Raw genomic sequence first — 24,855 nt, forward strand, 5'->3', positions numbered from 1 at the left:
CGCCTGCGGAGAGGCGCCGGGCGTCACGGCTCCGGGCCGCTGGTGGCGCCCGTGCCGGTGTCGGTTCCGACCGGGTTCAGCCTGAACTGCTGGCTGGTGCCGCCGTTGAAAGGCCGCTGGACGAGGGCGGTGCCGTCGGCGGGCGGGGAGCCGTAAGCGTCGATGACCTTGCCGCTGAGGCGCGATGTGATGCGGACGGCGCCGCCGCTGAGATAGGTGACGGACCATTGCTGGTTGGGGTTGCCGTGGCAGGTGTACTGGACGATGGCGGCGCCGTCGGCGGTCGACCCGCCGCGGAGGTCGAGGCACTTGTCGCTGCTGACGTTGCGGATCCGGTAATACCCGCCGTCCACCGCCTCGAAGCGAAACTGCTGGTTGGTGCCGCCGTTGCAATCCCAGAGATGCAGGACCACGTCGTCGGCCGTGGATACGGCGGCGTCGACGTCCACGCAGCGCCCGCTCTGGACGCCGACCAGGGTGTAGGTGGTGCTCGTCGAGATGTCCGCCTCGACCTCCGCCGGGACGGCGTGCTGCGAGAGCTCGGCGATCTCCGCCGGAACGAGCGCTCGGCTGTAGATCGCGATGTCGTCGACGTCCCCGACAAGGAGCCGACCCTCCTGCGGCCATCGACCGACGTAGAGGCTGGTAGGGCCGGGCGAGATCGTCCTCTCGATGGGCTCGGTGCGGTAGAGGCGCCCATCGATGTAGAGGCTCATGGAGAGCCCCTCGCCGTCGACGACCCCGGCGGCGTGCGTCCACCGCTGGAGCTCCAGGCAGGAACACAGGATGTGGTGGTAGTCGCTGATTTCGGGCCCCTTCCAGAACCCGAAGCGGATGCCCCGCGCCTCGCCGTCGTAGTCGACGTTGAGCTCCCATCCGCCGGTGTTCTCCGTGCTGATCACGGTCCTCAGGGGGCCGTCGGCAGGGGGCTCGTCGGTCAGCACGCGGACCCACGCCGAGACGGTCCAGCTCGAGGTGGCGTTCGGGAATTCGCCCACCGTCATGAACTCGCCCTCATCGAGGTGCAGCGCCCGCCCAAAGCGGCCGTCCTCCACCCACGTGCCGCCGGTGAGCTCGCCGTCGCGCCGGTTGCCGGACCGATCGGTCACGACCGTCCCTTCGCCCTCGTCGAACGTCCAGTATGCGACCATGCCCTGGGTCAACGTCGTCGGCGTCAGCTCGACGGCGTCGATCGGCCTCTGCTCGCAGGCCGCGAGCCCGAGCGACGCGACCGCGGCCAGGCAGCGGGGCGCGGCGCGTCCGCCCGCCATTGCCGTTGCGCTGAGCGTCCTGGTGATGGCGCGGTGCGGCGTGCGCGACGGCTGCATGTCAGGCCCTCTTGCGTACCCTAAACTTCTACGGTTCACCATAAAACTCCGCTGGCATGCCAATTGGCCCCGCGGTGTTGCTCGGAGCACAGCCGCGTTCTCGCGAGGGATATTCAAATTTCCAGCCCACCGAGAAAACGCATGACCTGAGCGTTCGAGGTGATTGAGTTTGCGCTGATGTCACAACCTAGGCCAGCAACCAAATCATCATGCCGCTCACGGCCTGGAGGCGAACCGCCGCCCGGAGGAGGAGCGGCAACGCGAGGTAATTTATGAGGCGCCCTGTTCTCTTGATCTGTTTCTCGCTCGCTGCCGGGCTCGTGGCATGCGGGTCGGGCGATACCGGCGCGGGCGGCGCCGGTGGCGGCGATACGGGCACGGGCGGCGGCGGCGCGACCGGCACGGCGTCCGGAGGCGGCGCGACCGGCACGGCGTCCGGAGGCGGCGCGACCGGCACGGCGTCCGGAGGCGGCGCTGCGTCGGGCAGCGGCGGCGCGGGCGCAGGCCCCGGCACGGGCGTCGGCGGGGGCGCGCCCCCGCCGACGGGGTTCGCGCAGATGGAGGATCTCGACCGCGGCGTCGTGGCCGTTCCCACGGACGGCGGCATCTACGTGGGCTTTCGCCTCTTCGGCTACGATCCCGACGACATCGCCTTCAACGTCTACCGGGATGGCACCAAGGTCAACGACGCGCCGATCGCGGATTCCACCAACTTCGTCGACCGCGGCGGCTCTCCGAGCTCGGTCTACACGGTGCGTCCGGTCGTCGACGGCGTCGAGCAAGGCGAGTCGGAGGCCGCGCCGGTGTGGAAGGATGGATACCTCTCCATCCCAACGATGGCGCCGCCCGCGGGGGACGGAACCACGTACTCGAGCGGCGACGGCAGCGTGGGAGACCTGGACGGCGACGGGCGGTACGAGATCGTCGTCAAGTGGGATCCGTCGAACCTCCAGGACAACTCGAAGGCTGGCCGCACCGGCAAGACCTACCTGGACGCCTACACGCTCGACGGCGAGCGGCTCTGGCGCATCGATCTCGGCGTGAACATCCGGGCCGGGGCGCACTATTCGCCGTTCCTCGTCTACGATCTCGACGGCGACGGAAAGGCGGAGGTGGTCGTCAAGACCGCGCCGGGGACGCGCGATGGGAGGGGCGAGCCGCTGAGCCTTGGGCCCGCGGCGAACGACGACGATTCCAGGGATTACCGCAACAACGACGGCTACATCCTCACCGGCCCGGAGTATCTCACCGTGTTCTCCGGAGAGACCGGCACCGAGCTCGCCACGACGGAGTTCCAGGTGGGGCGCAGCGACCCGTGCAGCTGGGGCAACAACGAGTGTTACGGCAACCGCGTCGACCGCTTCGTCGGCACGATCGCGTTCCTCGATGACACCGGCCGCCCGAGCGCGGTGTTCGGTCGGGGCTACTACGCGCGCACCACGCTCTCGGCCTGGAACTACCGCGACGGCAAGCTCACGAACCACTGGACGTTCGACTCCAGCTCGAGCCGCGACAACGGGGCGTACGGCGGCAAGGGCGCCCACTCCATCAGCGTCGCGAACGTGGACGACGACCCGCAGCAGGAGATCATCAACGGCGGCGCCACGTTCGACAACGACGGCAAGGGCCTATGCACGGTGGACTTCTACGCTCACGGCGACGCGCTGCACGTCACGGATCACATCCCTTCGCGCCCCGGCCTCGAGGTGTTCATGCCGTACGAGAGCGGGGACGCGCCTGCTTACGCCATGCGCGACGCCCGCACGTGCGAGATCATCTGGAAGGGGCCGGACAACGGCGGCGAGGAGGGCCCCGGCAGGGGCGTGGCGGCCGACATCGACCCGCGCAACCCCGGGAGCGAGGCGTGGGTCAACAGCAGCCAGCTGCTGAGCGGCGCGGACGGCAAGAACGTCGGGAGCCGCCCCTCGTCGTCCAACTTCCTCATCTGGTGGGACGCGGATCTCAGCCGGGAGCTCCTCGACGGCAACGCCATCCGCCAGTACGACGGCGAGGGCGCCAATTTCACGGCCGACGGGTGCGCCGCGAACAACGGCACGAAGAGCAGCCCGACCCTCAGCGCCGATATCCTGGGCGACTGGCGCGAAGAGGTGATCTTCCGCTGCGGCAACTCGATCCGTATCTTCACGACGAACCAGGTCGCGAAGAACCGGATCCACACCCTGATGCACGATCCGCAGTACCGCGTCGCCATCTCGTGGCAGAACGGCGCCTACAACCAGCCGCCCCACCCGAGCTTCCACATCGGAGAGGGGATGGTCCCGGTGCCGAAGCCGGACATCCACGTCCGTTGAGGCACCTAGGTCGTCCAGCATCACCAGACCGGTCGGCACCCGCGTCGGTCCGCGGCGGCGTCGCACCCTAGCGTGACGCGGGCGCCCTGCGGAGGCCTGCGCCTTTCCTGAGCAGCTGCCAGCGTCACGGAGCGCGATCAGGGCTGCGCGATCTCGACGGACTGCACGTCGAGCTGTATGAACTGACCGACATAAGGCTCGGGCGCCAGGCAAGAGCGACCATCATCGCCGGGATCGTAAGAAGATATACTCGCGTATCATACCACTCCGGCGTGAGCGCCGGTGTAGAAGCTGGAACTGCCGGACGTCGTCTCGTTCCTATCGAAGCAGCCGGTGTCCCGCCTGGGATGGCTACGTCAGGTTCGTGAGCGGCCCGGTGCAGTAGCGCGGGTCGCCGAACGCGGTCCGGGTGTCTCCGAACAGGTTCAAGATCGAGACGAGCAGATCGTTGTGCGGGCGGTTGGGGTACCGGACCCAGCGTCCGGTGCGCAGGCCTCCGCCGCCGCCGGCCAGCAGGAACGGCATGTTCGTTTTTGTGTGACTCGGCGGATCCGAGAGCTCGGACCCGAAGAAGACGACGCTCTCGTCAAGCAGCGAGTGTCCACCCATGTCGACCTTCTCCATCTCCTGCAGGAGGTAGAGGTGCTGCTTCGAATACCAGTTGCAAATGCGCTCGCACTCGTCCGGCCTGAAGCCGCCGTCGTGCTGGTAGAAATGGTGGTGCTCGGTCAAGTTGAGCCAGGGGAAGGTGTGCTTCGCCTCGGTGTCGCTCCACTGCAGCGTGCCGACCGCGGTGATGTCGCAGGCGAGCGACATCACCAGCATGTCCATCATGAGCTTGCCGACCTTGGGGATCGCCGCGTCGGTCGAGGTGTCCTTGATCGAGCCGGTGTCGGAGGAGTTGAGCCCCGTGCGCGGGTTGTAGTCGGACGTGTCGACCCTGTCCGGCGCCTTGCACGCGCTCGTCTCGACCGGCACGTTGGCGAGGCTCATCTCGATCTCGCGGATCTTCGTCAGGTGCTGGTCGATCTTCTGCCTGTCGGCGGCGCCGAGCCGCGCGGACAGGGCGGAGTAGCGCCCATCGAGGAAGTCGAGGATCGATCTCTTCCGCGCGAGGCGGCGGGCGGCTTCGTTGCCGGCGCTGGGATCCAGCGAGCCGAAGAGCTCGGTGAAGATCTCCATCGGATCGAGGCGCGGCGGGATCGGCTTGAACGGCGCGGCGTTCTCGAAGTTCGCGGCGTTCATCGGCGACAGCAGGCCGTGGGACTTGCCCGTCGCCCAGCGCACCGCGATCTGGATGCTCGCCTTCGCCTTGATACCGGCGGAGATCTGGGAGGCGATCACCTGATCGACCGACGGCCCGTTCCCGTAACCGCCGTTCGGGGAGCCCTCCTGAGCGCTGCCCGTGAGCCAGGCGATGATGCCGCTCTGGTGCTGCTCACCGCGCGCGCTCTTCATGTCGAGGCCGTCGACGACGAGCAGCCGGTCCTGCACCGGCGCGAGCGGCGACAGGATGGGGCCCAGGGTGAAGCTCGCCTCGCTGCCGGTCGGCCGCCAGCGATTGATCACGGTCCCGCCCGGCGTGTAGACGGCGAGGAAACGCTTGGCGGGGGCGGGGGCCGCGCGCGCCGTGCGTTCGGGGCCCATGATCTCCAGCCAGGGGAGCGCGATGGCGATGGCGCCAGCACCGCGCAGCATGGCACGTCGGCTCAAACGAAATTTGGACATGACCATCACTCCTAGCGGGCAACCGTGATGTAGTGGAAAGCATCCGTCTGTGTGAGCTCGATGAGGAGCTGCTTCACGTTGTACCCGGACGCCTTGAACGCGGTCGATATCGCCTGCTTTGTGCAAGCGTCCTCGGCGCGCAGGGTGAGGCCGTAGCCGTACTCGGCCCAGCGCGTCGCGAAGCAGCCATGCACCTGTTCCGCCTCGGCGAGCTTCTTCACGAGCTCGGTCGGACCGCTCACCGCGCCCGGCGTGCCCGGGAGCGAGCCGCTCGCGTCGATCGTGACGTCGTTCTCTGTCGTGCGGAACAGCCCGACAGCGTCGTAGTTCTCGAACGTGAAGCCTACCGGGTCCATGTACTGGTGGCACGTCACGCAGACCGGATCCTGGCTGTGCTGGCTGAAGCGCTCCCGCGCCGTCGCGCCGGTGTACGGATCCGGCGGCTTCACCCGCTCCAGGATGTCGCCGGTGGGGAGCGGGATCTTCTCACACATCAGCTTCTGGAGCACGAACGAGCCGCGGACCACGGGGTTCGTCGTGTTCGAGTGCGTCGTCCCGGCCATCACCCCCGCCTGGGTGAGGAGCCCGAGGCGCTGGGTCGTGTCGAGCTGCACCTGCTGGAACTCGTCGCCCGTCACGCCGGAGACGCCGTAGAACGCCGCGAGCGGTCCATTCATGAACGTGTACGGGGCCGTCAGGATGGATGCCCAGGTGCCGGTCCCCTCGAAGATCTCGTGCTCGAGGAACCGCTGCGTCTCCTCCCGCATGAGCGCGCCGATCGCTCGAGAGAAGGTCGGGAACGCCTCCGCGTTCCGCTCGAGATCCGCGAGGTTGCTGATGGGGAGCAGGTTGTCGAAGAAGAACCGGATGGTGGTCCGAGCCCGAGGGTCTTCGAGCATGCGCTCGGCTTGCGCGCGCACGCCTTGCTTCGTCGAGAGCTCGCCTGCCTGCGCGGCCAGGCGTAGCTCCTCGTCCGGCATCGTGCCCCAGAACAGGTACGAGAGCCGCGTCGCCATCTCGTCGCCCGTGGGCCGACGGAGCTCGGGGCGCTCCGGGTCGGATGTGCCCCATTCGATGCGGTAGAGAAAATCCGGCGATTGAAGCAGCCCCTCGATCATCGTCGCGACGCCGACATCGAACGCCGCATCCATCCGCCCGACGCTGTACAGCGCGAGGAGCTCGTCCGCCTCGCCGGCGGCGAGCGGCCTTCGATAAGCGAGCGGCGCGATGCGCTCGACGATGGTGCGCGCGCACGCTTCCTCGCTCTCCGCGCTCACATCGCTCGCGCAAGGGGCGAGCTTCGCGAGCGCCTCCCGGGTGGCGGTCGCGCGCCGGGCGACGCCCTCCGCGACGGTGCTCAGCTGCTCGGCCAGCAGGCTCGAGACCGACAGCGCGTCGGCGTCATTGCCAAAGCCGTTTCCGACATCCTCGCTCGGCAGCGAAAAGGCTGGCTCGGTCGTGTCACCGAAGAGGTCGCGAACCGTCTTGTTGTACTCGAAGCGCGTCAGCCGCCGCAGCGGCGCTCGCCCGGGGTGCACCGCGCCGTCCTCGCAAGCGCGCGGGTCCACCGTGGTGGGATCCTCTGCGCCAGGCTCGCCCGCGTTGCCCGCGTTGCCCGCGTTGCCCACGTTTCCAGTGCAACCGCTGGCCACGATCAACGCGATCGGGACAGCTGACCGAAGGCCTCTGAGAGGACGCGCCTGATCATGGTTCAAGGATTTGTACATCGATGTCGCTCTTCGCCCGCTCTGGGCGCGCTGAAGTCCCATTGTCGAACAACAGTATTTGTTCTATAATTATAAATTATCGTGCAGCCTCAGGAGGGGTCCTGCTACTGTGTAGGACGTGCCGGAGCTGTGCTGGTTGATCCATGCTCCAGTGAAAAAATTAGGGAATCATCTCGATGGACGTGCTGTGTTTCGGCGGGCGCGCCATCGCCGATCTGCCCTCAACGAACTGGGACGCGCCGCCCCCTGGCGGCGGACTGATGGGGAGGGATCAGCGAAAGCAAGATCCAGCGAAGCACCCGTCAGGCAGTAGCGGATCGCCCTCGGATCGGCTCACCGCGAGAGCGAATATCGCAGAGATGAATTTTTGCTTTGGGAGCGTAACCCTGCTGCCGCGCCGTTGACGCTCAGGTTGGAACCTGGTTCGCGGCGTAGCCGACCCACAGGATCGCATCGAGTTCGTCCCTGGTTCCGGAAGAGGGTAGGCCCGAGCAGCTCGGGGAGACCTCCCGCCCAACCAGGGGCGAATTGGGGCGACGCAGTACTTCAGGGCCCGGGAGGTGGGTACCCGGTCCCCTCCTTCATGCCCAGGATCCAGCTCGTGACCAGCTGCACGCCGGCATTGTCGACCTTGCGGGTCCCGATGCGCGGCATCTGCCCCTCGAAGTCGCGGAGCTCCTGGCGGGCGACAAGCAGGCTGCGCGCCGGGTCCCCTGGACGGATGGCGTACCAGTTGGCGGGGTCGGGGTTCGTCAACCCCTCGTACTTCGCGTTCTCCGCCGGGCGCTTGTTGATGCCCGTCCGGACGGCGTCCGTCGCGGCCACGCTGCCGAGCTCGCTCGCTTCGAGCCTGAGGTACAGGCCCGTCTCCTGGGCCGCCGCCTCGGGGTGATCGTTGTGGCAGCTCACGCCGCAGTTCGCGTGCAGGTAGCCGAGCGCCTGGCGCTCCACGTCATCGCCCGGAATCGACAGCGCGAGCGCGCTCCCGTCCTCGATCACCCCGAGCGCGACGAGCGACTCGCGCGTGACGCCCTCGGCGCCCGGGCCGAGCATCAGCGCGTCCCAGCCGAGGACGAAATCGACGCGCCCGACGTGGCACTCCTTGCATTGATCGCGCGTCGGCACCGCGTGGCCGGTGCCGTGGAGATCGGGCACGCCGAAGTCGTTCTGCATCTGGATCGCCTGCCGCTCGTCCTCGGACCAGACATAGCTCGTGTAGACCCAGCCGGCGGCCGTCTTGCGCAGGAGGCGCGTCTCGCCGAGGCGCGACGCGCCGCCTGCGCCGTGCACGCGGAACTCCTTCCAGAACTGTGTCCCCTCGGGGTACACGAAGGAGTCCGGATTGCTCACGTCCACCCGCTGTCCCTTCGGGATCGAGACGAAGCGCCGCTTCTCGGCGCCGTCGCTCCAGAGCTCCATGGCAGGCTTGTACTCGAGCACGCCGCACGCGAGCTCGCGCTTGTCGAAATCCCCGTAAAGGCCTGTGCAGCGCAGGTCCACCGGCAGCACGCCATCGATCGGCGCGGCGCAGTCCGCGTCGGTGGGCATCGCGAACTCCACGCACCCCGGCTCCACCGGGCCGTCCGGCTGCGCGTCCGGCCCGGCGTCGGGGATCGACGCGTCCGGTCCCGGCTGGACGTCGGGCGGCCCCTCGCCGCCGCCAGAGCTACACCCCGACGCCAACAGCAGCGCACCGACGACACGACCTCTCCTCACGACATGATGAAGCATGCGCGCATGGTGCCACAGGAAATGAGCGCAGGGGAGCGAGGTTTCACCCGCTCCATGCCGCATCGCATCGCCCCGCGAGCCTCATCCGGCCACCGGAAAATGCGCGCGCCGACCGATGAAGCGAACTGCGCAGCGCCGGCGCCAGCGGCGGCCGCCGGATGGGTACTTGACGGCGGGGATCGCGTGCGCTTCATCTGCGGCGGAGGAATGCCCCGTGAGTGAAACCGGCAAGCGCGATGACGCTCCAAACGGAGAGCAGAACACGGCCCACGTCGTGGTGATCATGCTGATCGTGGCCTTCGGCGTGCTCGCGTTGCCGTGGATGGTCCTGCGGAAGCTGGACGCCCGGAACCAGACCCGCAGCGAGGTGGCCTCCGGCGTCACGGACGCGGATCTCGCGCAGGGCGGCAAGATCTATTACCGCTCGTGCACAAGCTGTCATCAGGCGAGGGGGGAGGGGAAGCCCGGGCGGTATCCGCCGCTCGTCGGCACGTCATGGCTGCTCGAGGACAAGGAGACGCCGATCCGGCTCACGCTGCTCGGCGCCGCTGGCCCGATGGAGGTGAACGGCGTGATGTACAACGACGTGATGCCCAACCTCGGCGTGACGCTGTCGGACGAGGAGATCGCGCTGGTGCTCACCTATGTGCGGTCGAGCTGGGGGAACAGCGCGCCCGCCATCACGAAGGACGAGGTGGCGAAGGTGCGCGCCTCGCTGGGAGACCGGGTGGAGCCGTGGGCCGGCGGCGCGGCGCTCGTCGAGGCCCGGGCGACGCGCGTCCTGCACTGAGGCGCGCAGTCCGCTTCGCGACCTGCGCCGCGCTGGTCACTCCCGCACCGGCTCCTGCAGGTCCACCCCGAAGTGCTCGCGGTATCCCCGCCGCGCGGCCTCGCGCAGCTCGTCGTCGCCGCGGCTCACCTGCTCCTCGAACGCCCGCGCGTACGCCTCCGGATCGACCTCGCGCGCGCCGAGCCGCAGCTTCTTCCCGGAGAGCGTCTCCAGGAGGAGCGTGGCGACCCGGTGCTCGGCGCCGCCGCGCGCGACGACCCCGAACGGGAACAGGTGCACGAGCGTGAGCTGCGGCGGCGCGTCCCCGGCCGTCATCTCGGCGAGGTACGCCGAGAGCTCGCGGCCCACGCGGTCCTGCGCGTCGTCGGCGTAGCCGGCGAGCAGCTCGGTCACCGCGGGCGGGAGGGGCAGGTGAGGGCCGTCGATCTGGTGCTGGAGCTCGTGCCGCTCGGTGCCGGAGAGCACGGCCCGCTCCAGCGCCGCGCCGAGGCGCTCGCGCAGCCTCGCGAGCGCCGCGTCGCACCGCGACAGGGCGCCGGCGTGAGGGCCGGCCGCGCCGCCCGCGGCCGCGTGGCAGGGCTCGCCCTCCTGGCCGATGCGCTCGGCATAGGTCCGGATCTCGGAGCCGATGACGAGCGCAAAGGGGTCCTTGTCGCGCGAGAAGCCGAGGTGGACGCGGCGCTCGGCCGTCATCGGCTCGACGAGGAGCGTCGCGAAGCGGTCGCCGTCGACGCGGAAGGCGCGGACCTCCTTCACGCGGTAGGGCGTGGTGTAGAACCGCCGCGTGGCCCCCTCGGCCGAGACGCCGAGGTTGATGGAGGCGTCGAGGTAATACGCCAGCCCGGCGCGTCGCGCCGCGTCGTTCACCTCGGCGACGAGACGGCCGAACGCGCGGCCGGAGAGCTCGAGATCGTCCACCTGGCTGGCCAGCGCCGCCAGCGCCGCGGCGAAGTCCTTGCCGTCGGGCTGCGCCCTCGCGGTCGCGAGCAGCTCGCGGCTGCGCGCCCTGGTCAGCACCTGCGCCTCGGCGCCCGTGCCCTGCGCGCCCCGCGCGAGCGCGTCGCGCGTGATGCGCGCCCGCTCCCAGCTCGGCAAGAGCTCGCCGAACACCTTGTCCCACTCGGCCGTGGGCGCGCCGAGCGCCCAGTCGACGCCCTTCGGCGCGGGGCGGCCGAGCACGAGCAGCGCGCCGAGCAGCACGGTGACGGCGGCCGCGGCGGCGCTGGCCGCCACGATCGGCCGCGCGCCGGCCGCGCCGGCCGGGCCGGGATCCAGCTCGGCGTCGGGCACCGTCACGCCGAGCACGAGCACCTCGATCGCGGAGGCGAGCACCGCCACGACCGCGGCGAGCAGGAGCGCGAAGAACGCGACCGTGGCCGCCTCCACGCCCCAGCCGCCCGCGAGGAACGCGCGGTACACGAAGAGCAGCATGAGGCCGGGCATGGTCCACACGGCCGCGATCGCGAGGCCCGGGTGCTCGCGCCTGGGCACGCGGCGCACGTGCTCGAGGCCGAGGAGCGCGATCGCGAGCGGCCCGAGCACGAAGAGCAGGACCATGCCGTACCCGAGCTGGAAGCGCACGTCGGGTAGCGTGGCCACGAGCACGGCCGCGCGCGCGATCGTCTGCGCGGGGAGCTCGCCGCGGGACGGCCACAGGTAGAAGACGAGCGCCGCGGCGACCGACGCGACGAGCAGGGCGCTGCCGCTCCTGCGCGCCCGCGCGTGGAAGCGCAGCACCACGCCCGCCGCGGTGAACGCGAAGACGGCGAGGAACGGGGCCGGCCGCGTGATCAGGCTGTCCGGCAGCGGCAGCATGTCCCACGCCGAGCTCCGGCGGCCGAGCCACACAGCGACGTTCACGGCCACGAACGCGGCGAGCACGGCGATCGCGCGCGACGTCGGCCGCTCGATGAAGAGGCCCGCGCGGCGCTCCGTGCGCGCGCCGAGGAAGAGCAGCCACAGGCCGGCGATCGCCGGCGCGAGCGCGGCGATCTGCGCTGCGGGCGCGAGCTCGGGGAGCACGCTCCACACGAAGATGCCGTGCCCGAAGGCGACCTCGTACGGGACGAGCGCCGACAGCGCGAGCGCGAGGCCGCCGAGGAGGCAGCGCGCGCGCAGGCGCTCGGCCGACATCCGATAGAACATCGCGGTCGCGGCGCTCTCTTCCTGGGAAGGAGCGCCGGCGCCGCGTGGTGGAGGCGCGCCGGTGCGTGCTGCCGGAGCGGCGGCGCCGGCCTGCGGCGGCTCGCCCGCGCCGTCCTGCGGAGGGAGGAGGGGCGCGCTCACGGCTCGACCGCCGCGCTCGCGATGCGCGAGAGCGACCGCTTCTGCGGGAACACCGGGTCGCGGTACCGCACCTCGAACAGCACGCGCTTGCCGTCCTCGGAGAACCACGGCGTCCGCTCCTGGGCGGAGCCCACCGTCAGCTTCTTCACCTCGCCCGTGGCGAGCGCCAGCACCGCGATGTCCGTGCCGCCGGCGCCCCGCGCCTCGAACGCGACGCGCGCGGCGTCGGGCGAGAACGTGGGCCACGACGCCCCGCCCGGGGCGGCGTACACCTTCCGGCGCCACGTCGTCGCGTCGATGACCGCGATGCCCGGCTCGTCGCCGTCGACGACGCACACGATCTTCGTGCCGTCCTTCGACGCCGCCGGGTTGCGCAGGTCCTCACCGGGCTTCGCGCGGAACGGGCGCTCGATCGAGAGCGGCTGCTTGCTGACGTCGACCACCGCGAGGTGCCGCACGTCGTCCTTCGAGGCGTCGGGCACGTAGATGAACATGAGCCTCGTCCCGTCGAGCCACGCGAACCCGCCGAGCGACTCGTTCTCGGTGTGGAGGCCGAACACCTCCTTGCCGCTGTCCGCGTCGAGCACCATCAGATCGGCCTGCGCGCCGGCCTCCGGGCGATCGTAGACCGCCACGAACCTGCCGCCCGGGGCGAGCTTCGGATCGACGAAGCGGTGCTCCGGGTCGACGCGCACGCGCTTGCTCTGCCCGGATCGGTCGACGATCGTGATCGTCTTCGCCCAGCCGAAGAAGTCCTCCACCAGCGCGACCCGGTCGCCGTCGCGCTGCGACGACGGGTACGAGTACACGTGATAGCCCCTCCACATCGGCTTGCCCGCGCCGGGGTCCGCCGTCGGGGCCGCCTGCTGATCGAGCGGCCGCCACTCCACCGTCTCCAGCGCCTCGCTGCGGGCGAGGTCCTTCGACCTCGCCGAGTGGAACACCGACACGTCCGCCGTCTTCACGAAGTAGCCGCCCTCGGCGGTGCCCACGAGCAGGTCCTCCGCCGCGGCGTGCGAGAGGAACGTCACGCGCCCCTGCTCCTCGGCCTCGACCTCCTTCGCGCGGGCGGCGTACGCGCCCGCGGCCCGGTCGAGGTTCGCTGCGCGGTCCTTCACGAACCTCCGCGCCGACGCGAGCCGCTCCAGCAGCTTGATGTCCGAGCCCTCCGTGATCTCGCGCACCGAGGGGTGGTCCATGAGCTGCGCGATCACCGCGTCGAGCGCCTGGGAGGCCATGGAGTTCGCGAGCAGGGCCATGGCCCGGTCCTTCTTCGTCGCCCCGGCGTAGCCGCGGATCCGCCCCTCGGTCGACGTGCCCTTGTCGAGGAACGTGAGCGTCACCGGCGCGTCGGCCCGGAGCTCGAAGTACCCCTCCTTGACCGGGTGCTCCACGATCTCGGGCGCGAGGCGCGCCTCGATGATGAAGCCGGCGCCGAGCGCTTTCGCGGCCTCCCTCGGGTCCCTGGCGCTCTCCAGCGCCTTCATCACCTCCGGGTCGCCGCCCTTCACCGGATCGAACCCGAGCTCGGCGAGGTGCGCGCTGAGCTCGTCGGCGAGCCGCGCCGCCGGCTGCGAGCCCTCCCACCAGTACCCGTCGAGATCGATCGCCACGAGGATGCGCAGCGGATCCGTCGCCGTGAGCGAGCGGAAGGCGAGGACCCCCGCCGCCGCGAGCGCGAGGCCGAGCACCGCGAACACCGGCCAGAGCCTGCGCTTCGCGACGAGCGCGTCGAGCGACTCCGGCGGATCGGCCTCGGGGGCGAGGGGCTGCGCGTCGGTCGGGGTTCGGGGGGCCTCCATCATGGAAGAGGAAATGCCCTGTCCGCGTGGCCGCGTAAAGTTGCAGAATCGATGCCTGGGCGGGGGCTGCCGCCAAGGCAGGATGTCGAGCCGCGTCCCGGTAAAGCGCGCTGGCGACCAGGCGCGCAGAGAGAAGGACCGTCGCGACTGACAAGCTCGTATCCATGGCAGAAGATGGGCCGGGGCGGGCGGCGGGCGAGGATCCTGAGGAGGGCGGGCGCTCGGGAGCAACATCGACACCGTCTTTGCGACCGCCGCCGCGCCCGCGTTGCGCGGCGACGCGCCGCGCAGCTAGATTGGCCGCAATGTCCGACCTGCTCGTCAACATCGATGTGCCGGAGATCGAGCCCGCCATCGCGTTCTACACCCGGGCGTTCGGCCTGCGCGTCGGGCGGCGCTTCGGCGCTTCGTTCGTCGAGCTCCTCGGCGCCGCGGCCCCCATCTATCTCTTGCAGAAGCCGGCCGGCAGCGCGCCCGCCGCCGGCGCGCCCTCGCGCGACTACCGGCGCCACTGGACGCCGGTCCACCTCGACTTCGTCGTCGACGATCTCGAGGCCGCTGCGCGCCTCGCGCAGGAGGCGGGCGCTGTCCCCGAAGCGGATATCGAGGTGGCCGCGTGGGGGCGCATGCTCCGCCTGGCCGATCCCTTCGGCCACGGCGTCTGCCTGCTTCAATTCAGCGGTCGCGGCTACGACGACATCGCTACCGCCGGTTGAGCGCGGATCGAGCTCCTCCACGACCCGCGCCCGCGCGGCCGCGAGCTCATCCGCTGCCAGGTCTGCAAGCGGCGATCTCAGGATCGAAAGCCTCGGGGTGTTCCCGACAGGTAAATGCACGAAATGAGTACAGCAATCCCCTGGCCCGTGTCCTGCTAGAGATGCAGGGCAGAGCGCCCGTGACGGCTTCCCCCCCCCGCCGTCGAATGGGCGCTCTGCTTTTTGTGCTCCTGCGCGGCGCCCCGTACGGCGATCTCCTCCGCGCCGCCGGCTTCACGCCGGAGACGCTCGCCGCGCAACGACGCGAACGCGATGAGCGCGGCAGGCATGGATGCGAAGACGAGTTCGCCGTCGGACATGGTGTGCGCCGAGGATAGCGCACGCGCTCGACGGCCTGCGCGGCTCGCGTGAACGCGCGACGCGCGCGATCGCCGCCAGCGCTCCGCCCCTCGGTGGAGCGATGAGGGAGAGGCTTCACCTTTCTCCGGTGCCGCTCGGACAGGGCGCCACCCGATCCGCGCCCCCGAAGAACTCGCCCGCGAGCAGCGACCACGCCCGCGCGTTCTCCGGCGGCCCGCACTTGAACGGCGCCTTCCCGAGCCGCTCGCCGCGGATCGCCGCCCGCTGCTCGCGGTAGTACCGGATCGCGAGCTCGGCGGCGTACTCCCCCACGCCGTTGCCGGGCTGGAACGCGTAGTACGTACCGCCCTTCACGATCGTCTCGTTGGGCGAGTACGCCGCGAGGCACGGGATCCTCGTCCCGCAGCGCGCGACGATCCCGTCATAGATCGGCGAGAGCGCCGCCTGGGACCAACCGCCGTGCGCGCTGTCGTTCAGGTGGAAGATCTCGTGGAAGAGCGTCTCTCGCACCGCGTCTGCGGAGCGATGGAGCGAGCCGGCGAGGTTGTACGCGACCGTCCAGCCCGAGGCGTAGGCGGAGGGCGTCCGTGCGCGCACGGAGCGGAAGTACCGCAGCGCGAGGGCGCGGTGGCGGTAGCGCAGGGGCGAGCTGGCCGCGGCCGCGAGATCCGCGAAGAACGCGTCGAAGTCGGCGAGCGCCGCGGCCGTCCACTCCAGGTGGCGGCGCTCTGCGCTCACGGGCAGCTCGGGGACGAGGTGGAGCGTGCCGCGGTAGCCGCCGTCCATCAGGTGTTCCCGCTCCAGCCCGGCGATGCTGCCCGTTTGCTCGAAGAGCGCGGTCGCGCTCGCGGCGGCCTGCGGATCGCCATGATAGCGGAGCGCGAGCAGGCAGCGGACGCGCTCGTGCCCCGGCCGGGAGGCGGCCGCCCCGGCGATCCCGCGCCGGCAGGCGTCGATGCCGTCCTGGTGCGCGGCGGCGTCTTCCGGGAACAGGAGCGCGTCGGCGTCGTCGGCCGAGATGGAGGGCGCCGGCCGGGGCGCAGCCGGGAAGGGGACATCGCCCGTCGCGCCGCCTGCCGGCGCTGCCCCCGCGGACGCCGCGCTGGCAGGCACAGGGCCGCCCGCGCCGGAGGACACGCCGGGCGCCGCGGGCACCGGTAGGGCCGGAGGCGCCGCAGCCTTGCCAGCGGGGGTCGGGCTGCCCGGGCTGGAGGGCGCACACGCGGCCGCGAGCGCCGGGAGCGCGAGGAGCAACGCGGCGATGAGCGGCAACGCGGGGCGGGGGCGCATTCAGCCCAGGATGCCAAAATAGGCCGCGCCGATCACCAGCTCTCCTTCTCCTCCGCGGCGACGCCCTACGGCACCACCACCGTATCGTTCGTCTGCAGCGGCAGATCCCCGCGGAGATCGCCTTTCTCGACGACCTGCTCGAACACGAACGGAATCCTGCGCTCGCCGAGCGCGTCGCGCCGGACGATCACCACGTCGTCGGGATCGGCGAAGCGCGTGAAGCCGCCGGCGAGGGCGAGCGCCTGGAGCACGGTGATCTGCGCCCGCGGCGTGAACTCGCCAGGACGCGACACCTCGCCCATCACATAGACCCGGTAGCTGTGGAGCTCCGCCACCTCCACGCTGACGACCGGCTTCTCATGATAGAACTTGGCCACCTGGGTCGCGATCTCCTCGGCGATGCCCATGACGGTGCGCCCCGACACAAGGATATCGCCGACGAGCGGTATCGTGATGAACCCGTCTGGCCGCACCGTGACGCGGTGGCTCAGCGCCTCGTTCTTCCAGGCGCGCACCTCCAGCACGTCGCCGGGGCCGACCGCATAGGCGCTCGTCGCCCGGCGCTCCGCCTCGAAATCGACGCGCGGGGCGCTCGCGCCGCAGCTCGAGAGCGCCACGAGGACCATGAGCGCGGAGCAGAGCAGGGCAATCCGGACACAGCGGGAGCACATGCGGTTTCCAGCCTCCTTGATGTGACCGCGCACCAGCAAGCGCCGAGCCCGCGGCCGCGCGCCGCGCCTGATCCTCGCGCGCGCACCGGCGCGCTTCCCGCGTGCCGGTCGAGCCCACGGTGCTAGATCCGTCGCGCGGAAGGGGGGAATGCGCGCCTCGCGCCCGCGCAGGGCGCCTCTCGGCGGCCGTCACGAGGACGCCGCGCGGGCGGCCCGCGCGCGGCGCTCGCGGCGCGCCACATCATGGCAGCGTGGGTCGTGTGCGCGCTCTGCGCGCTCGTCATCATCAAGCCGCAGGAGTTCATCCCCGCGCTCTCGGGGATTCCGCTCGTTCACGCGGCGTTCGGGCTCACCCTGCTCTGCGTCGCCCTCGACGTCGTGTGGCGGCGGCTGAGACCGACGCTCGCCCCTCAGGTCGTCTATGTGCTCGCGTTCCTCGCCTGGGCGGCCCTGACCACCGCGCTCAAGCGCCCGGACGCGCTCGAGGAGCGCGGCCTGCAGCTCGCGACCGTCGCGGGCGTCTTCCTCGCCGTCTCGATCGCCGCGGCCTCGCCGCGCGGGCTGCGCGCGCTGGCGATCACGCTCGTCGGCTGCGCCGTCCTCACCACCGCGGTCGCGATCGTGCAGGCGTTCCGGCCCTACGGCTGCATGCTCGCCGCGCCCGACGACTGGGGAGGCAAGGGCGAGCTCGAGCCCGATGGACGCCCGTGCGAGACCAACCTCGACTGCCGCAGGGACCCGCCGGTGCCCGACGGCAACTACCGTTGCGAGCGCCCGGGGCCGCTCGGCACGTCGACCATCGACGGCCGCGTCCGCTACCGCGGCTCGCTCGCCGATCCGAACGAGCTCTCCCTGATGGCCGGCATGTCGATCCCGCTCGTGATCGCGCTCGCGGAGCGGCGCGGCGGCCCGCGCCCGTCGCGCCCGCCCGGCGGCGCTGGCCCGCGCCCGTCGCGCCCGCAGGGCGGCGCTGGCCCGCGCGCGCCGGCGCCGCCCTGCGGGGCGCGCCTCGCGCCTGCGTTGCCCCTCCTGCTCACCGATCGGCTGCTCTCGAGCGCGGCCGCGGCGCTGCGCGCGCTCCCCGTGGCGGCCGTCCTCGTGGCGATCGGCGTGATGGTCGTCATGTCGCGCTCGCGCGGGGGGATCATCGTGTACCTGGCGGTCCTCGGCCTCACGTTCATCCGGCGGAGCGGGACGCTGGGCGTCATCGCCGCCTGCTTCATCGGGCCGCCCATGCTCCTGCTCGGCGGCCGGAGCGGCGACGAGGCGAGCGAGAGCTCGGAGGAGCGCGTCGAGCTGCTCCGGGAGGCGTTCGAGATGATCCGGCGGACCCGGGGGATCGGCGTCGGCGCAGGGCAGTTCGGCGACGAGTCATCGCTCGGCCTGACTGCCCACAACGCCTACCTGCTCGCCGCGTCCGAGACGGGCCTGCTCGGGATGTGCCTGTTCGCGCTCGTCCTCTACGCGTCGATCAAAGTACCGCTCTCGATCTGGCTGGGCGACGTCGAGGTCGGCCCCGCAGCGAGGCGGTTCGCGCCGGCGATCTTCGTGAGCCTGTGCGGCGCGCTGATAGGCATCTTCTTCCTGTCGTGGGCTTACAAGGACGTTCTCTACATGACGCTCGGCGCCTCCGCTGCGCTGTACGGCGCGGCGCGGGCCGAGGACGGCCGCGTCTCGGTGCGCGTGTCCGCCAGGGAGGTCGCGCTCGTGTGCGGCGGGATGTTCGCTGTGCTCGTGCTGCTCAACGTCCTGCTCCGGTTCCTCGGGTGATCGCGTCCCGGGGTGGTATGCTGGTCGGTATGTCGGCTTCCATCCGCAAGCCCGGCGATCCCACCGCGGCGCCGATCCCGGCCGAAGCGCCGCGGGCCCCCACCGAGGCCCAGTGGGCGGCGATGTCGCCCGCTCAGCGAGAGCAGGCCGTTGCAGCGCTCATCGGCTCCGAGTCCCAGGAAGAGATCGACGAGCGCGAGGCCATGGCCGAAGGGGATCCGCACCTCGACGCCAAGATGGAGGCGCGCGACACGCTCCGCGCCTGGTTCGGCCGGCGCGGGCGGCGCATCTACATCGGCGCCGAGATCAAGGGTGGGCAAGCTGGAGAGGATGATCGAGGCCGCCGAGGCCCGGATCGAGCAGGAGCAGGCGCGGGCGGAGCTGGCGTTGGGGCGGCTGTCGGCGGCGATCTTGATGATTCTGGGCGCGCGCGGCGTCCCGGCAAGCGAGGAGGCAAGAGGCCGGATTTTGGGAGAGACGGACCTCGGCGTCCTGGAACGATGGCTCCAGCGGGCGGCGACCGCGACCGCAGTGGAAGAGCTGTTCCGGGAGACGGCTGGCCGCTGATCGCAAGCTGGTGGCCTGCATGGAGCGAATGTACGACCGCCCGCATGCGGCTCGGCGATCGCCCAGGCGTTCGCCAGCCCCAAGGCCAAGGCTTGACGGGGCAGCGGCCAACAGAAGAGCTCGTCCCTCGTCGATGCCCGAGCTCGGCATCTCCAGATGGCCATCAGGGAACAGCTTGCGATGCCTTCAGCCCGGCCCGGACACCGGTCGCGCGCGCCGGGGAACGACGCCGGTGACAGGCTCGCTCGGCGCCTGAGCCGCTGCCCGATGGATGCCGTTGCCTCCCGCCGCGCATCGTGCTTCTTGAAGATACCATGTCTTCTTCCCTCGCTCAGCAGATCGCCGCGCTCCCTGCCCCTCTGCTCGCTCGCCTCCGGGCTCGCGGGTTCGACCCCGAGCGCGTCGTCCGGTGGGCCGCGTCCATCGGCAAGGATCGGGACGCCCGCAACCGCCTCCCCGGCGCGGTCGAGCCGCCGGCGCCCGGCGACGTTGTCGATCTGCCGGCCGAGGGCACGCCCGAGCACGCCCGTTGCCGCGAGGCGGGCCTGGCCGCGCTCCGCCGCGGCGAGGTCGCGCTCTGCGTCCTCGCGGGCGGGATGGCCACCCGGATGGGCGGTGTGGTCAAGGCGCTCGTGGAGGTGCTGCCCGGCCGGACCTTCCTCGACCTGCGCCTCGCCGAGAGCGATCACCTCCGGCGCACGACGGGCGTCCCGGTGCCGCTGTGGCTGATGACCAGCGAGGCGACGAACGGCCCGATCCGCGAGGCGCTCGGCGCGCGCCTCGACGAGCCGGGCGAGCTCTGCACCACGTTCGAGCAGCATGTCTCCCTGCGTCTGACCCCGGAAGGTGGGCTGTTCCTGGACGAGGACGGCGAGCCGAGCGTCCACGCCACCGGTCACGGCGACCTGCCGGATGCCCTCCGGGAGAGCGGCGTCCTCGGCCGCTTCATCGCCCGCGGCGGCAAGACCGTGTGGATCGCCAACCTCGACAACCTCGGCGCGACGGTGGATCCGGTCATCCTCGGCTGGCACCTCGGCCACGGCGGGCCCCTCACGGTCGAGGTGGTCGACAAGGGCGGCGACAAGGGGGGCGGCCCGATGCGATGGAACGGCCGCCCGGTGATCGCGGAGGACTTCCGGCTGCCGGTCGGCTTCGATCCGGAGGTCGTGCCCGTCTTCAACACAAATACTTTTCTGGCCAGCGCCGAGGCGCTCGGCGCGCTCGCGATGGACTGGGTCTATGTGGAGGTCGAGAAGAAGGTGGGTGATCGCAAGGCGATCCAGTTCGAGCGCATCCTGAACGAGATCACCTTCGGCCTCCCGGCCAGGTTCCTGCGCGTGCCTCGAGAGGGCCTCGCGGCCCGGTTCCTCCCCGTCAAGGATGTCGGCGAGCTGGAGCGGCGGCGGCCGTCGATCGAGGCGATCGCCCGGGCGCGGGGGTTCCTGGGCTGAATTGAAGGAGGGCCATGCCGGTGCGCTGTGCCACGCTGTGCCGGTCATTCAGGCACGGAAGCTGTGAGTTCCGCGAATCTTGCGCTGGCATGCATGCTGCTTCGTGGTGATCGCATGATCATCACACCTTATTCTTCATCTCAATTTCGAAGCGCGCTGGCTCGCCGGTTGACTCGCGCCGTTCTCGCGACCGCGACACTCGGTCTGGCGGTTGAAGGCGTCGCCTGCGGCGGGAGCGTCATGCAGGGCGGCGCGTCGAGCGAGGGTGGCGGCGGCGCCGCGAGCGACGAGAGCTCGGGAACGCGTGGAGGGATGGGCGGGAACGGCGGCGACGACGTCGAGGATGCCGCCTCGTCGGTCCAGGCAGGCGGCAGCTACGATTCGCCCGACACGACGAGGGTCTGTGTCGCGTGGGCGCCCCAGGGGGACGGCGGACACGGCGGCTCGGGGGGCTCCGGCGGCGCGCACGGGGGGGCGTGCCCTCCTCTCGATCTCTCGGACCCGAACATCCCTTTCGAGCCCGCCGGGTGCTGGCCCGACACCCTCGGTGATGGCTTCCTCCTCGACGGCCAGTGGTGCTGCTACGAGTTCACCGCGAACTGCAGCGCCGGCGCGGGCCGCCCCTTCCTCGTGGGCGAGCGCGCCCGCACCGCCCGAGCGCAGCGGAGGACGGAGGGCGGGTGGGGTGCTGCGGCGCGTCCGGATCTCGCGGAGCTGGCGCAGGCGACCCGCGCCGCGCTGGCCGAGGCGTGGCTCCGCGACGCCTTGCTCGAGCACGCGTCGGTCGCCTCGTTCTCGCGGTTCGCGCTGGAGATGATGGCGGTCGGCGCCCCCGCCGAGCTGCTCGCGGCCGCGCACGAGGCCGCGCGCGACGAGGTGCGCCACGCAGCGCTCTGCTTCGGGCTGGCGAGCGCGTACGCCGGCGCGGCGCTCGAGCCGGCGCCGTTCGCGTTCGGCGGCCTCGTCGAGGTCACCTCGGATCTCGGGGAGCTCGCGGCGCGCGCCGTCCGTGAAGGGTGCATCGGCGAGACGCTCGCCGCGGTGCAGGCCAGCGAGCAGCTCGCGCACGCCACCGATGGCGCGGTCCGGAGCGTCCTCGCCACGATCGCCGACGATGAGGCCCGGCACGCGGAGCTCGCGTGGCGCTTCGTGGCCTGGGCGCTTCAGACGGGCGGGGACGCGGTGCGCCGGGCGGTCGCGGCGGCCTTCGAGGCGGGCCTGGACACGCATCCGCCGGCCGCCACGGCGGCGGAGACCGCTGCCGTGGCGGCCGGCGCCGCGCATGGGCGCCCCGACGGCGCCGTGCTGGTCGGCTCCAGGCGCCGCGCGATCGCGGACGTCGTCACCCCGGCGATGCGCGCGCTGCTGTCCGCCTAGGCGCGATCCGCGCAGCGACCCAGCGACCCGACCCAGGTTGAGCCGACCCAGGTTGAGCCGACCCAGGTTGAGCCGACCCAGGTTGAGCCGACCCGGGTTGACCCGACCCGGGTTGGACCTGGGTTGACCCAACCACGGTCAGGTCGGGCCGGGTTGACCCGACCTGGGTTGGACCTGGGTTGACCCAACCACGGTCAGGTCGGGCCGCGCCACGTCGGGCCGCGCAACCTCGGTCGGGGGCCGCTCGCGAAATTTCTTGACGATTACAGCTGTACCACCGTACATTTATTGAAAATGAAGATCATTATCAATTCAATGCGCGCTCTGGTGGGATCCGAAAGCGGGCTGGTCGCCGGCGCCATCTGGCGGCAGCTTTCGTTTCGCGGCGCTGGTTGCCGTGCATTTCGCGGCGTCGCATGCGGTGGGGGAAGGCGGTCGTGAAGGGCCCGGCGGCGCCGGGATCGATCGGCCGCGATCGCGCGGCAGCTCTTCGGAGCTGGGGGAGCGACGACCTGCGGCTCGGCGCAGCGCGCGAGGGCTCGCTCATGGGGGGGAGGAGACCGCTCGCGCTGGCCGGCTCGCCCCCTTGGCACTGCTCGCCGCGCGTTCTTCGGCTGATCGTCGCGCTCGCGCTCTCGTGCGAAGAGATCGGCGCCGTGGTGAGCGCCGTGGCGGGAGCGGAGGTCCGTGAGGCCGCGGACGAGCCGTCCGGCGAGGCGCTGCGCGTCCTCATCGACCGCGTGCTGACGAACGCTCGCGCGGCGCGTCGGCTTGCGCGCGCGCTCGACGCCGCCCTCGTGAGCGAGGCGTGCAGCTACCGCGGGCTCTGCGTCTCGGAGCTCGCGGCGCGCTGGGCGAGAGCGCGCGCGGCAGCGTCGGCGAGGGAGGCGGCGGCGATCCTGTGGACGAGCGCGCGAGCACCAGGCTCGCCGATGCGCTTCCTCGAAGAGCGCATCGCCGACGATGTCGAGCTACGCGCGCTCCGGGCCATGGCAACTTCGATGAGGACGGCCGGCGCGTCGCGTTGGACCCGTCCGACGCGTCTGGCGCGCAGCGGGGGTGAACGACGGGGCGAACGAGGCCTCGGTGCGGTCGCCCTTGCTGGGAGGGGGCGGTAGCGGCGGCCCCACCGTGGTCGGCGTGTCGTCCCGGTGGCTGGCACCTTGAGGGCCAACCTGGGTGAGGTTGCGGGGGGTGCCGAGGGCCAACCTGGGCGAGGGCCAACCTGGGTGAGGTCGCGGCGGGGTGCCAACCTGGGCGAGGGCCAACCTGGGTGAGGTCGCGAGGGCCAACCTGGGTGGGCCACGTCTCCGGGGTGGGCCACGTCTCCGTCTCCGCCCTCCGCTTGACGTAGGACGCAGGAATGTGTCATGAAAATGAAAATGATTTTCAGTATCGACGCCGCCCCTTCCTTTGCCCGGCGCGAGCTCGCGGGGGTCGCCGCGTGCGCCTATGCAACCGAGGCTTTTCCAGACCTCGGGTTCCACGACGACGAAGCGCGCCATCTCGCCCGCGTGCTCGACGTCGAGCGCGCGGGCTTCACCGAACAGGAGCTCCGCCCGCTCGCCGCTCGCACGCGGCTGGTGGACGACGTCGTGCACGACTTCTTCCGCCGCCACCCGGACGGGTTGGCCATCGGGCTCTTCTCCGGGCCGTGCACCCGATTCTCGCGCGTTGACAACGGGCTGCTCCACTGGGTCGAACTCGACGTCCCCCGCGTCATCGCATGGAAGCTCCGCCGCGCCCCCAGGACGTCGCGGTACGCGCTGACCGCCGCGTCCCCTGGCTGCGATCACTGGATCGATCAGCTCTCCAAGGCGCAGGGCTTCCCCACGTTGATCATCGGCCTCGGCCTCTTCTCCCAGCTCGGTCCCGAGCGGATCTCCGCCTTCTTGACCCAGGCCTCCTTGCGCCTCGCGAAGGACGTGGAGCTCCTGCTCGACGCGACCCCGTGCCTCCAGCTTCGCCCCGCCACGGCGAGGGGCGCGCGTCACGCGGAGCTCCGCCGACCTGGCGGGGGCGTCGAGACCTTCCCGTGGTTACGCGTCCTCGATGAAGACGACTACCCCGAGCCGCTCAACGCCCGCGTCCGGGCCACGAACGGGCTCGCGCGCGTCCTTCGCAGATCGCACTTACCGATCCTCCGCCACCTCCGGCGCGTGTGAGCCCTCAAAAACAGGACCAGGAAAGAAGACAAAGGAGCTCGATGAACATTCAGGAACATGCTGACGCACCGGCGCCGGACGGCGCCGGGCTCGCTCCTCACGCCGCGCGTGCGTCCCGGGGGAGGGCCCGGACATGAGCCGTTACACCGGACCTCGCGTCAAGGTCATGCGCGCGCTCGGGGTCGAGCTCCCCGGGCTATCGGCGAAGAAGACCGAGCGCCGACCCTACCCCCCCGGGCAGCACGGCCAGGCCCGCAAGAAGCACAGCGAGTACGCCCTGCGGCTCCGCGAGAAGCAGAAGGTCCGGCTCAACTACGGCCTCACCGACACGCAGCTCCGAGCGCTCATGCTCGAGGCGCGCAGGAGCAAGCTGGCCGCCGGGACGAAGCTCATCGAGCTGCTCGAGCGCCGGCTCGACAACGTCATCTTCCGCGCGGGCTTCGCGCGCACCATCCCGGCCGCGCGGCAGCTGGTGGCGCACGGGCACGTGCTCATCGGCGGAAAGCGCGTCGACATCCCCTCCTACCGCGTCAGCGCCGGAGAGACGGTGAGCGTGCGCGAGCAGCGCCGTGACCACCAGACCGTCGTGGCCGGCCTCGCGAGAGCGGATCTGGAAGCCCCCGCGTGGCTCGCGGTCGACAAGGACACCCGGCAGGCGCGTATGACGAGCCTGCCGGACGAGACGAGCATCCCGTTCCCGATCGAGGTTCAGCTCATCATCGAGTTCTACTCGCAGCGACTGTGACGGAGAGCAGGTCTCACCGCGCCGGCGAGCGCTGACGTC

Annotated in this window: 19 protein-coding genes; 10 read left to right on the forward strand and 9 right to left on the reverse strand. The window is 71.1% G+C overall.

From position 1 onward, the window contains the following. Positions 1 to 23: 23 nt before the first annotated feature. The gene (locus WMF28_RS14840; RefSeq protein ID WP_437602882.1) at positions 24 to 1,328 is read right to left on the reverse strand and encodes an RICIN domain-containing protein; all 1,305 of its coding nucleotides are present in this window, start codon (positions 1,326 to 1,328) and stop codon (positions 24 to 26) included. Positions 1,329 to 1,600: 272 nt separating this feature from the next. On the opposite strand from WMF28_RS14840, the gene WMF28_RS14845 reads away from it, so the two are divergent. Further along, positions 1,601 to 3,640 (forward strand): rhamnogalacturonan lyase, encoded by a 2,040-nt coding sequence (locus WMF28_RS14845; RefSeq protein ID WP_437602883.1) that lies wholly within the window; start codon positions 1,601 to 1,603, stop codon positions 3,638 to 3,640. Between the two features lie 351 nt (positions 3,641 to 3,991). Here WMF28_RS14845 and WMF28_RS14850 read toward each other — a convergent pair whose 3' ends face one another. The 3 genes from WMF28_RS14850 to WMF28_RS14860 all read right to left on the reverse strand — a co-directional run bounded on the left by WMF28_RS14850 (position 3,992) and on the right by WMF28_RS14860 (position 8,826). Continuing rightward, positions 3,992 to 5,338 (reverse strand): DUF1552 domain-containing protein, encoded by a 1,347-nt coding sequence (locus WMF28_RS14850; RefSeq protein ID WP_437604259.1) that lies wholly within the window; start codon positions 5,336 to 5,338, stop codon positions 3,992 to 3,994. Between the two features lie 41 nt (positions 5,339 to 5,379). After that, entirely contained in the window at positions 5,380 to 6,996 is a 1,617-nt protein-coding gene (locus tag WMF28_RS14855; RefSeq protein ID WP_437602884.1) for a DUF1592 domain-containing protein, read from the reverse strand. A gap of 645 nt (positions 6,997 to 7,641) precedes the next feature. Next, positions 7,642 to 8,826, reverse strand: a complete 1,185-nt coding sequence (locus WMF28_RS14860) for a hypothetical protein (RefSeq protein ID WP_437602886.1) — start codon at positions 8,824 to 8,826, stop codon at positions 7,642 to 7,644. Between the two features lie 214 nt (positions 8,827 to 9,040). Here WMF28_RS14860 and WMF28_RS14865 point away from each other — a divergent pair, with 214 nt between their 5' ends. After that, positions 9,041 to 9,616: a c-type cytochrome gene (locus WMF28_RS14865; protein ID WP_437602887.1), complete on the forward strand. Its 576-nt coding sequence runs from the start codon at positions 9,041 to 9,043 to the stop codon at positions 9,614 to 9,616. A 36-nt stretch (positions 9,617 to 9,652) separates the two neighbouring features. Here WMF28_RS14865 and WMF28_RS14870 read toward each other — a convergent pair whose 3' ends face one another. Continuing rightward, positions 9,653 to 11,902, reverse strand: a complete 2,250-nt coding sequence (locus WMF28_RS14870) for a hypothetical protein (RefSeq protein WP_437602888.1) — start codon at positions 11,900 to 11,902, stop codon at positions 9,653 to 9,655. Continuing rightward, positions 11,899 to 13,707, reverse strand: coding sequence for a hypothetical protein (locus WMF28_RS14875; RefSeq protein ID WP_437602889.1), 1,809 nt, complete (start codon positions 13,705 to 13,707; stop codon positions 11,899 to 11,901). The genes WMF28_RS14870 and WMF28_RS14875 overlap by 4 nt, the downstream gene beginning before the upstream one ends. A 302-nt stretch (positions 13,708 to 14,009) precedes the next feature. On the opposite strand from WMF28_RS14875, the gene WMF28_RS14880 reads away from it, so the two are divergent. Further along, the gene (locus tag WMF28_RS14880; RefSeq protein ID WP_437602891.1) at positions 14,010 to 14,420 is read left to right on the forward strand and encodes a VOC family protein; all 411 of its coding nucleotides are present in this window, start codon (positions 14,010 to 14,012) and stop codon (positions 14,418 to 14,420) included. 155 nt (positions 14,421 to 14,575) lie between these two features. Here WMF28_RS14880 and WMF28_RS14885 read toward each other — a convergent pair whose 3' ends face one another. The 3 genes from WMF28_RS14885 to WMF28_RS14895 all read right to left on the reverse strand — a co-directional run bounded on the left by WMF28_RS14885 (position 14,576) and on the right by WMF28_RS14895 (position 16,741). Continuing rightward, positions 14,576 to 14,779 carry a hypothetical protein gene (locus tag WMF28_RS14885; protein WP_437602893.1) on the reverse strand — a complete coding sequence of 68 codons (204 nt, stop codon included), beginning with the start codon at positions 14,777 to 14,779 and terminating at the stop codon, positions 14,576 to 14,578. A gap of 115 nt (positions 14,780 to 14,894) precedes the next feature. Next, positions 14,895 to 16,070 (reverse strand): hypothetical protein, encoded by a 1,176-nt coding sequence (locus WMF28_RS14890; RefSeq protein ID WP_437602894.1) that lies wholly within the window; start codon positions 16,068 to 16,070, stop codon positions 14,895 to 14,897. 65 nt (positions 16,071 to 16,135) lie between these two features. Then, entirely contained in the window at positions 16,136 to 16,741 is a 606-nt protein-coding gene (locus WMF28_RS14895) for a polysaccharide biosynthesis/export family protein (RefSeq protein ID WP_437602895.1), read from the reverse strand. A gap of 243 nt (positions 16,742 to 16,984) precedes the next feature. On the opposite strand from WMF28_RS14895, the gene WMF28_RS14900 reads away from it, so the two are divergent. The 7 genes from WMF28_RS14900 (at position 16,985) to rpsD (ending at position 24,816) form a co-directional block, all read left to right on the forward strand. Beyond that, the gene (locus tag WMF28_RS14900; protein WP_437602896.1) at positions 16,985 to 18,511 is read left to right on the forward strand and encodes an O-antigen ligase family protein; all 1,527 of its coding nucleotides are present in this window, start codon (positions 16,985 to 16,987) and stop codon (positions 18,509 to 18,511) included. A 312-nt stretch (positions 18,512 to 18,823) separates the two neighbouring features. After that, positions 18,824 to 19,078, forward strand: a complete 255-nt coding sequence (locus WMF28_RS14905) for a hypothetical protein (protein WP_437602897.1) — start codon at positions 18,824 to 18,826, stop codon at positions 19,076 to 19,078. A gap of 314 nt (positions 19,079 to 19,392) precedes the next feature. Then, on the forward strand, positions 19,393 to 20,529 hold the full coding sequence (locus tag WMF28_RS14910; protein WP_437602898.1) for a UTP--glucose-1-phosphate uridylyltransferase: 1,137 nt from the start codon (positions 19,393 to 19,395) through the stop codon (positions 20,527 to 20,529). 240 nt (positions 20,530 to 20,769) lie between these two features. Further along, positions 20,770 to 21,906 (forward strand): ferritin-like domain-containing protein, encoded by a 1,137-nt coding sequence (locus tag WMF28_RS14915; protein WP_437602900.1) that lies wholly within the window; start codon positions 20,770 to 20,772, stop codon positions 21,904 to 21,906. Between the two features lie 416 nt (positions 21,907 to 22,322). Next, on the forward strand, positions 22,323 to 23,024 hold the full coding sequence (locus WMF28_RS14920) for a hypothetical protein (RefSeq protein WP_437602901.1): 702 nt from the start codon (positions 22,323 to 22,325) through the stop codon (positions 23,022 to 23,024). 252 nt (positions 23,025 to 23,276) lie between these two features. After that, positions 23,277 to 24,071 (forward strand): class I SAM-dependent methyltransferase, encoded by a 795-nt coding sequence (locus WMF28_RS14925; RefSeq protein ID WP_437602902.1) that lies wholly within the window; start codon positions 23,277 to 23,279, stop codon positions 24,069 to 24,071. Between the two features lie 133 nt (positions 24,072 to 24,204). Next, entirely contained in the window at positions 24,205 to 24,816 is a 612-nt protein-coding gene (gene rpsD / locus WMF28_RS14930; RefSeq protein WP_437602903.1) for a 30S ribosomal protein S4, read from the forward strand. Positions 24,817 to 24,855: the final 39 nt, after the last annotated feature.

The sequence above is a fragment of the Sorangium sp. So ce590 genome, from assembly GCF_051521365.1.
In the GTDB taxonomy this organism is placed as follows: domain Bacteria; phylum Myxococcota_A; class Polyangia; order Polyangiales; family Polyangiaceae; genus Sorangium.

Excerpts from the sequence above, each read along its gene's own strand:
- WMF28_RS14925 (WP_437602902.1), top strand. The coding sequence starts at position 23,277 with ATGAAAATGAAAATGATTTTCAGTATCGACGCCGCCCCTTCCTTTGCC.
- rpsD (WP_437602903.1), top strand. The coding sequence starts at position 24,205 with ATGAGCCGTTACACCGGACCTCGCGTCAAGGTCATGCGCGCGCTCGGG.
- WMF28_RS14900 (WP_437602896.1), top strand. The coding sequence starts at position 16,985 with ATGGCAGCGTGGGTCGTGTGCGCGCTCTGCGCGCTCGTCATCATCAAG.
- WMF28_RS14895 (WP_437602895.1), bottom strand. The coding sequence starts at position 16,741 with ATGTGCTCCCGCTGTGTCCGGATTGCCCTGCTCTGCTCCGCGCTCATG.
- WMF28_RS14850 (WP_437604259.1), bottom strand. The coding sequence starts at position 5,338 with ATGCTGCGCGGTGCTGGCGCCATCGCCATCGCGCTCCCCTGGCTGGAG.
- WMF28_RS14860 (WP_437602886.1), bottom strand. The coding sequence starts at position 8,826 with ATGCTTCATCATGTCGTGAGGAGAGGTCGTGTCGTCGGTGCGCTGCTG.
- WMF28_RS14890 (WP_437602894.1), bottom strand. The coding sequence starts at position 16,070 with ATGCGCCCCCGCCCCGCGTTGCCGCTCATCGCCGCGTTGCTCCTCGCG.
- WMF28_RS14840 (WP_437602882.1), bottom strand. The coding sequence starts at position 1,328 with ATGCAGCCGTCGCGCACGCCGCACCGCGCCATCACCAGGACGCTCAGC.
- WMF28_RS14845 (WP_437602883.1), top strand. The coding sequence starts at position 1,601 with ATGAGGCGCCCTGTTCTCTTGATCTGTTTCTCGCTCGCTGCCGGGCTC.
- WMF28_RS14885 (WP_437602893.1), bottom strand. The coding sequence starts at position 14,779 with ATGTCCGACGGCGAACTCGTCTTCGCATCCATGCCTGCCGCGCTCATC.
- WMF28_RS14875 (WP_437602889.1), bottom strand. The coding sequence starts at position 13,707 with ATGATGGAGGCCCCCCGAACCCCGACCGACGCGCAGCCCCTCGCCCCC.
- WMF28_RS14880 (WP_437602891.1), top strand. The coding sequence starts at position 14,010 with ATGTCCGACCTGCTCGTCAACATCGATGTGCCGGAGATCGAGCCCGCC.
- WMF28_RS14915 (WP_437602900.1), top strand. The coding sequence starts at position 20,770 with ATGCAGGGCGGCGCGTCGAGCGAGGGTGGCGGCGGCGCCGCGAGCGAC.
- WMF28_RS14920 (WP_437602901.1), top strand. The coding sequence starts at position 22,323 with ATGCGGTGGGGGAAGGCGGTCGTGAAGGGCCCGGCGGCGCCGGGATCG.
- WMF28_RS14910 (WP_437602898.1), top strand. The coding sequence starts at position 19,393 with ATGTCTTCTTCCCTCGCTCAGCAGATCGCCGCGCTCCCTGCCCCTCTG.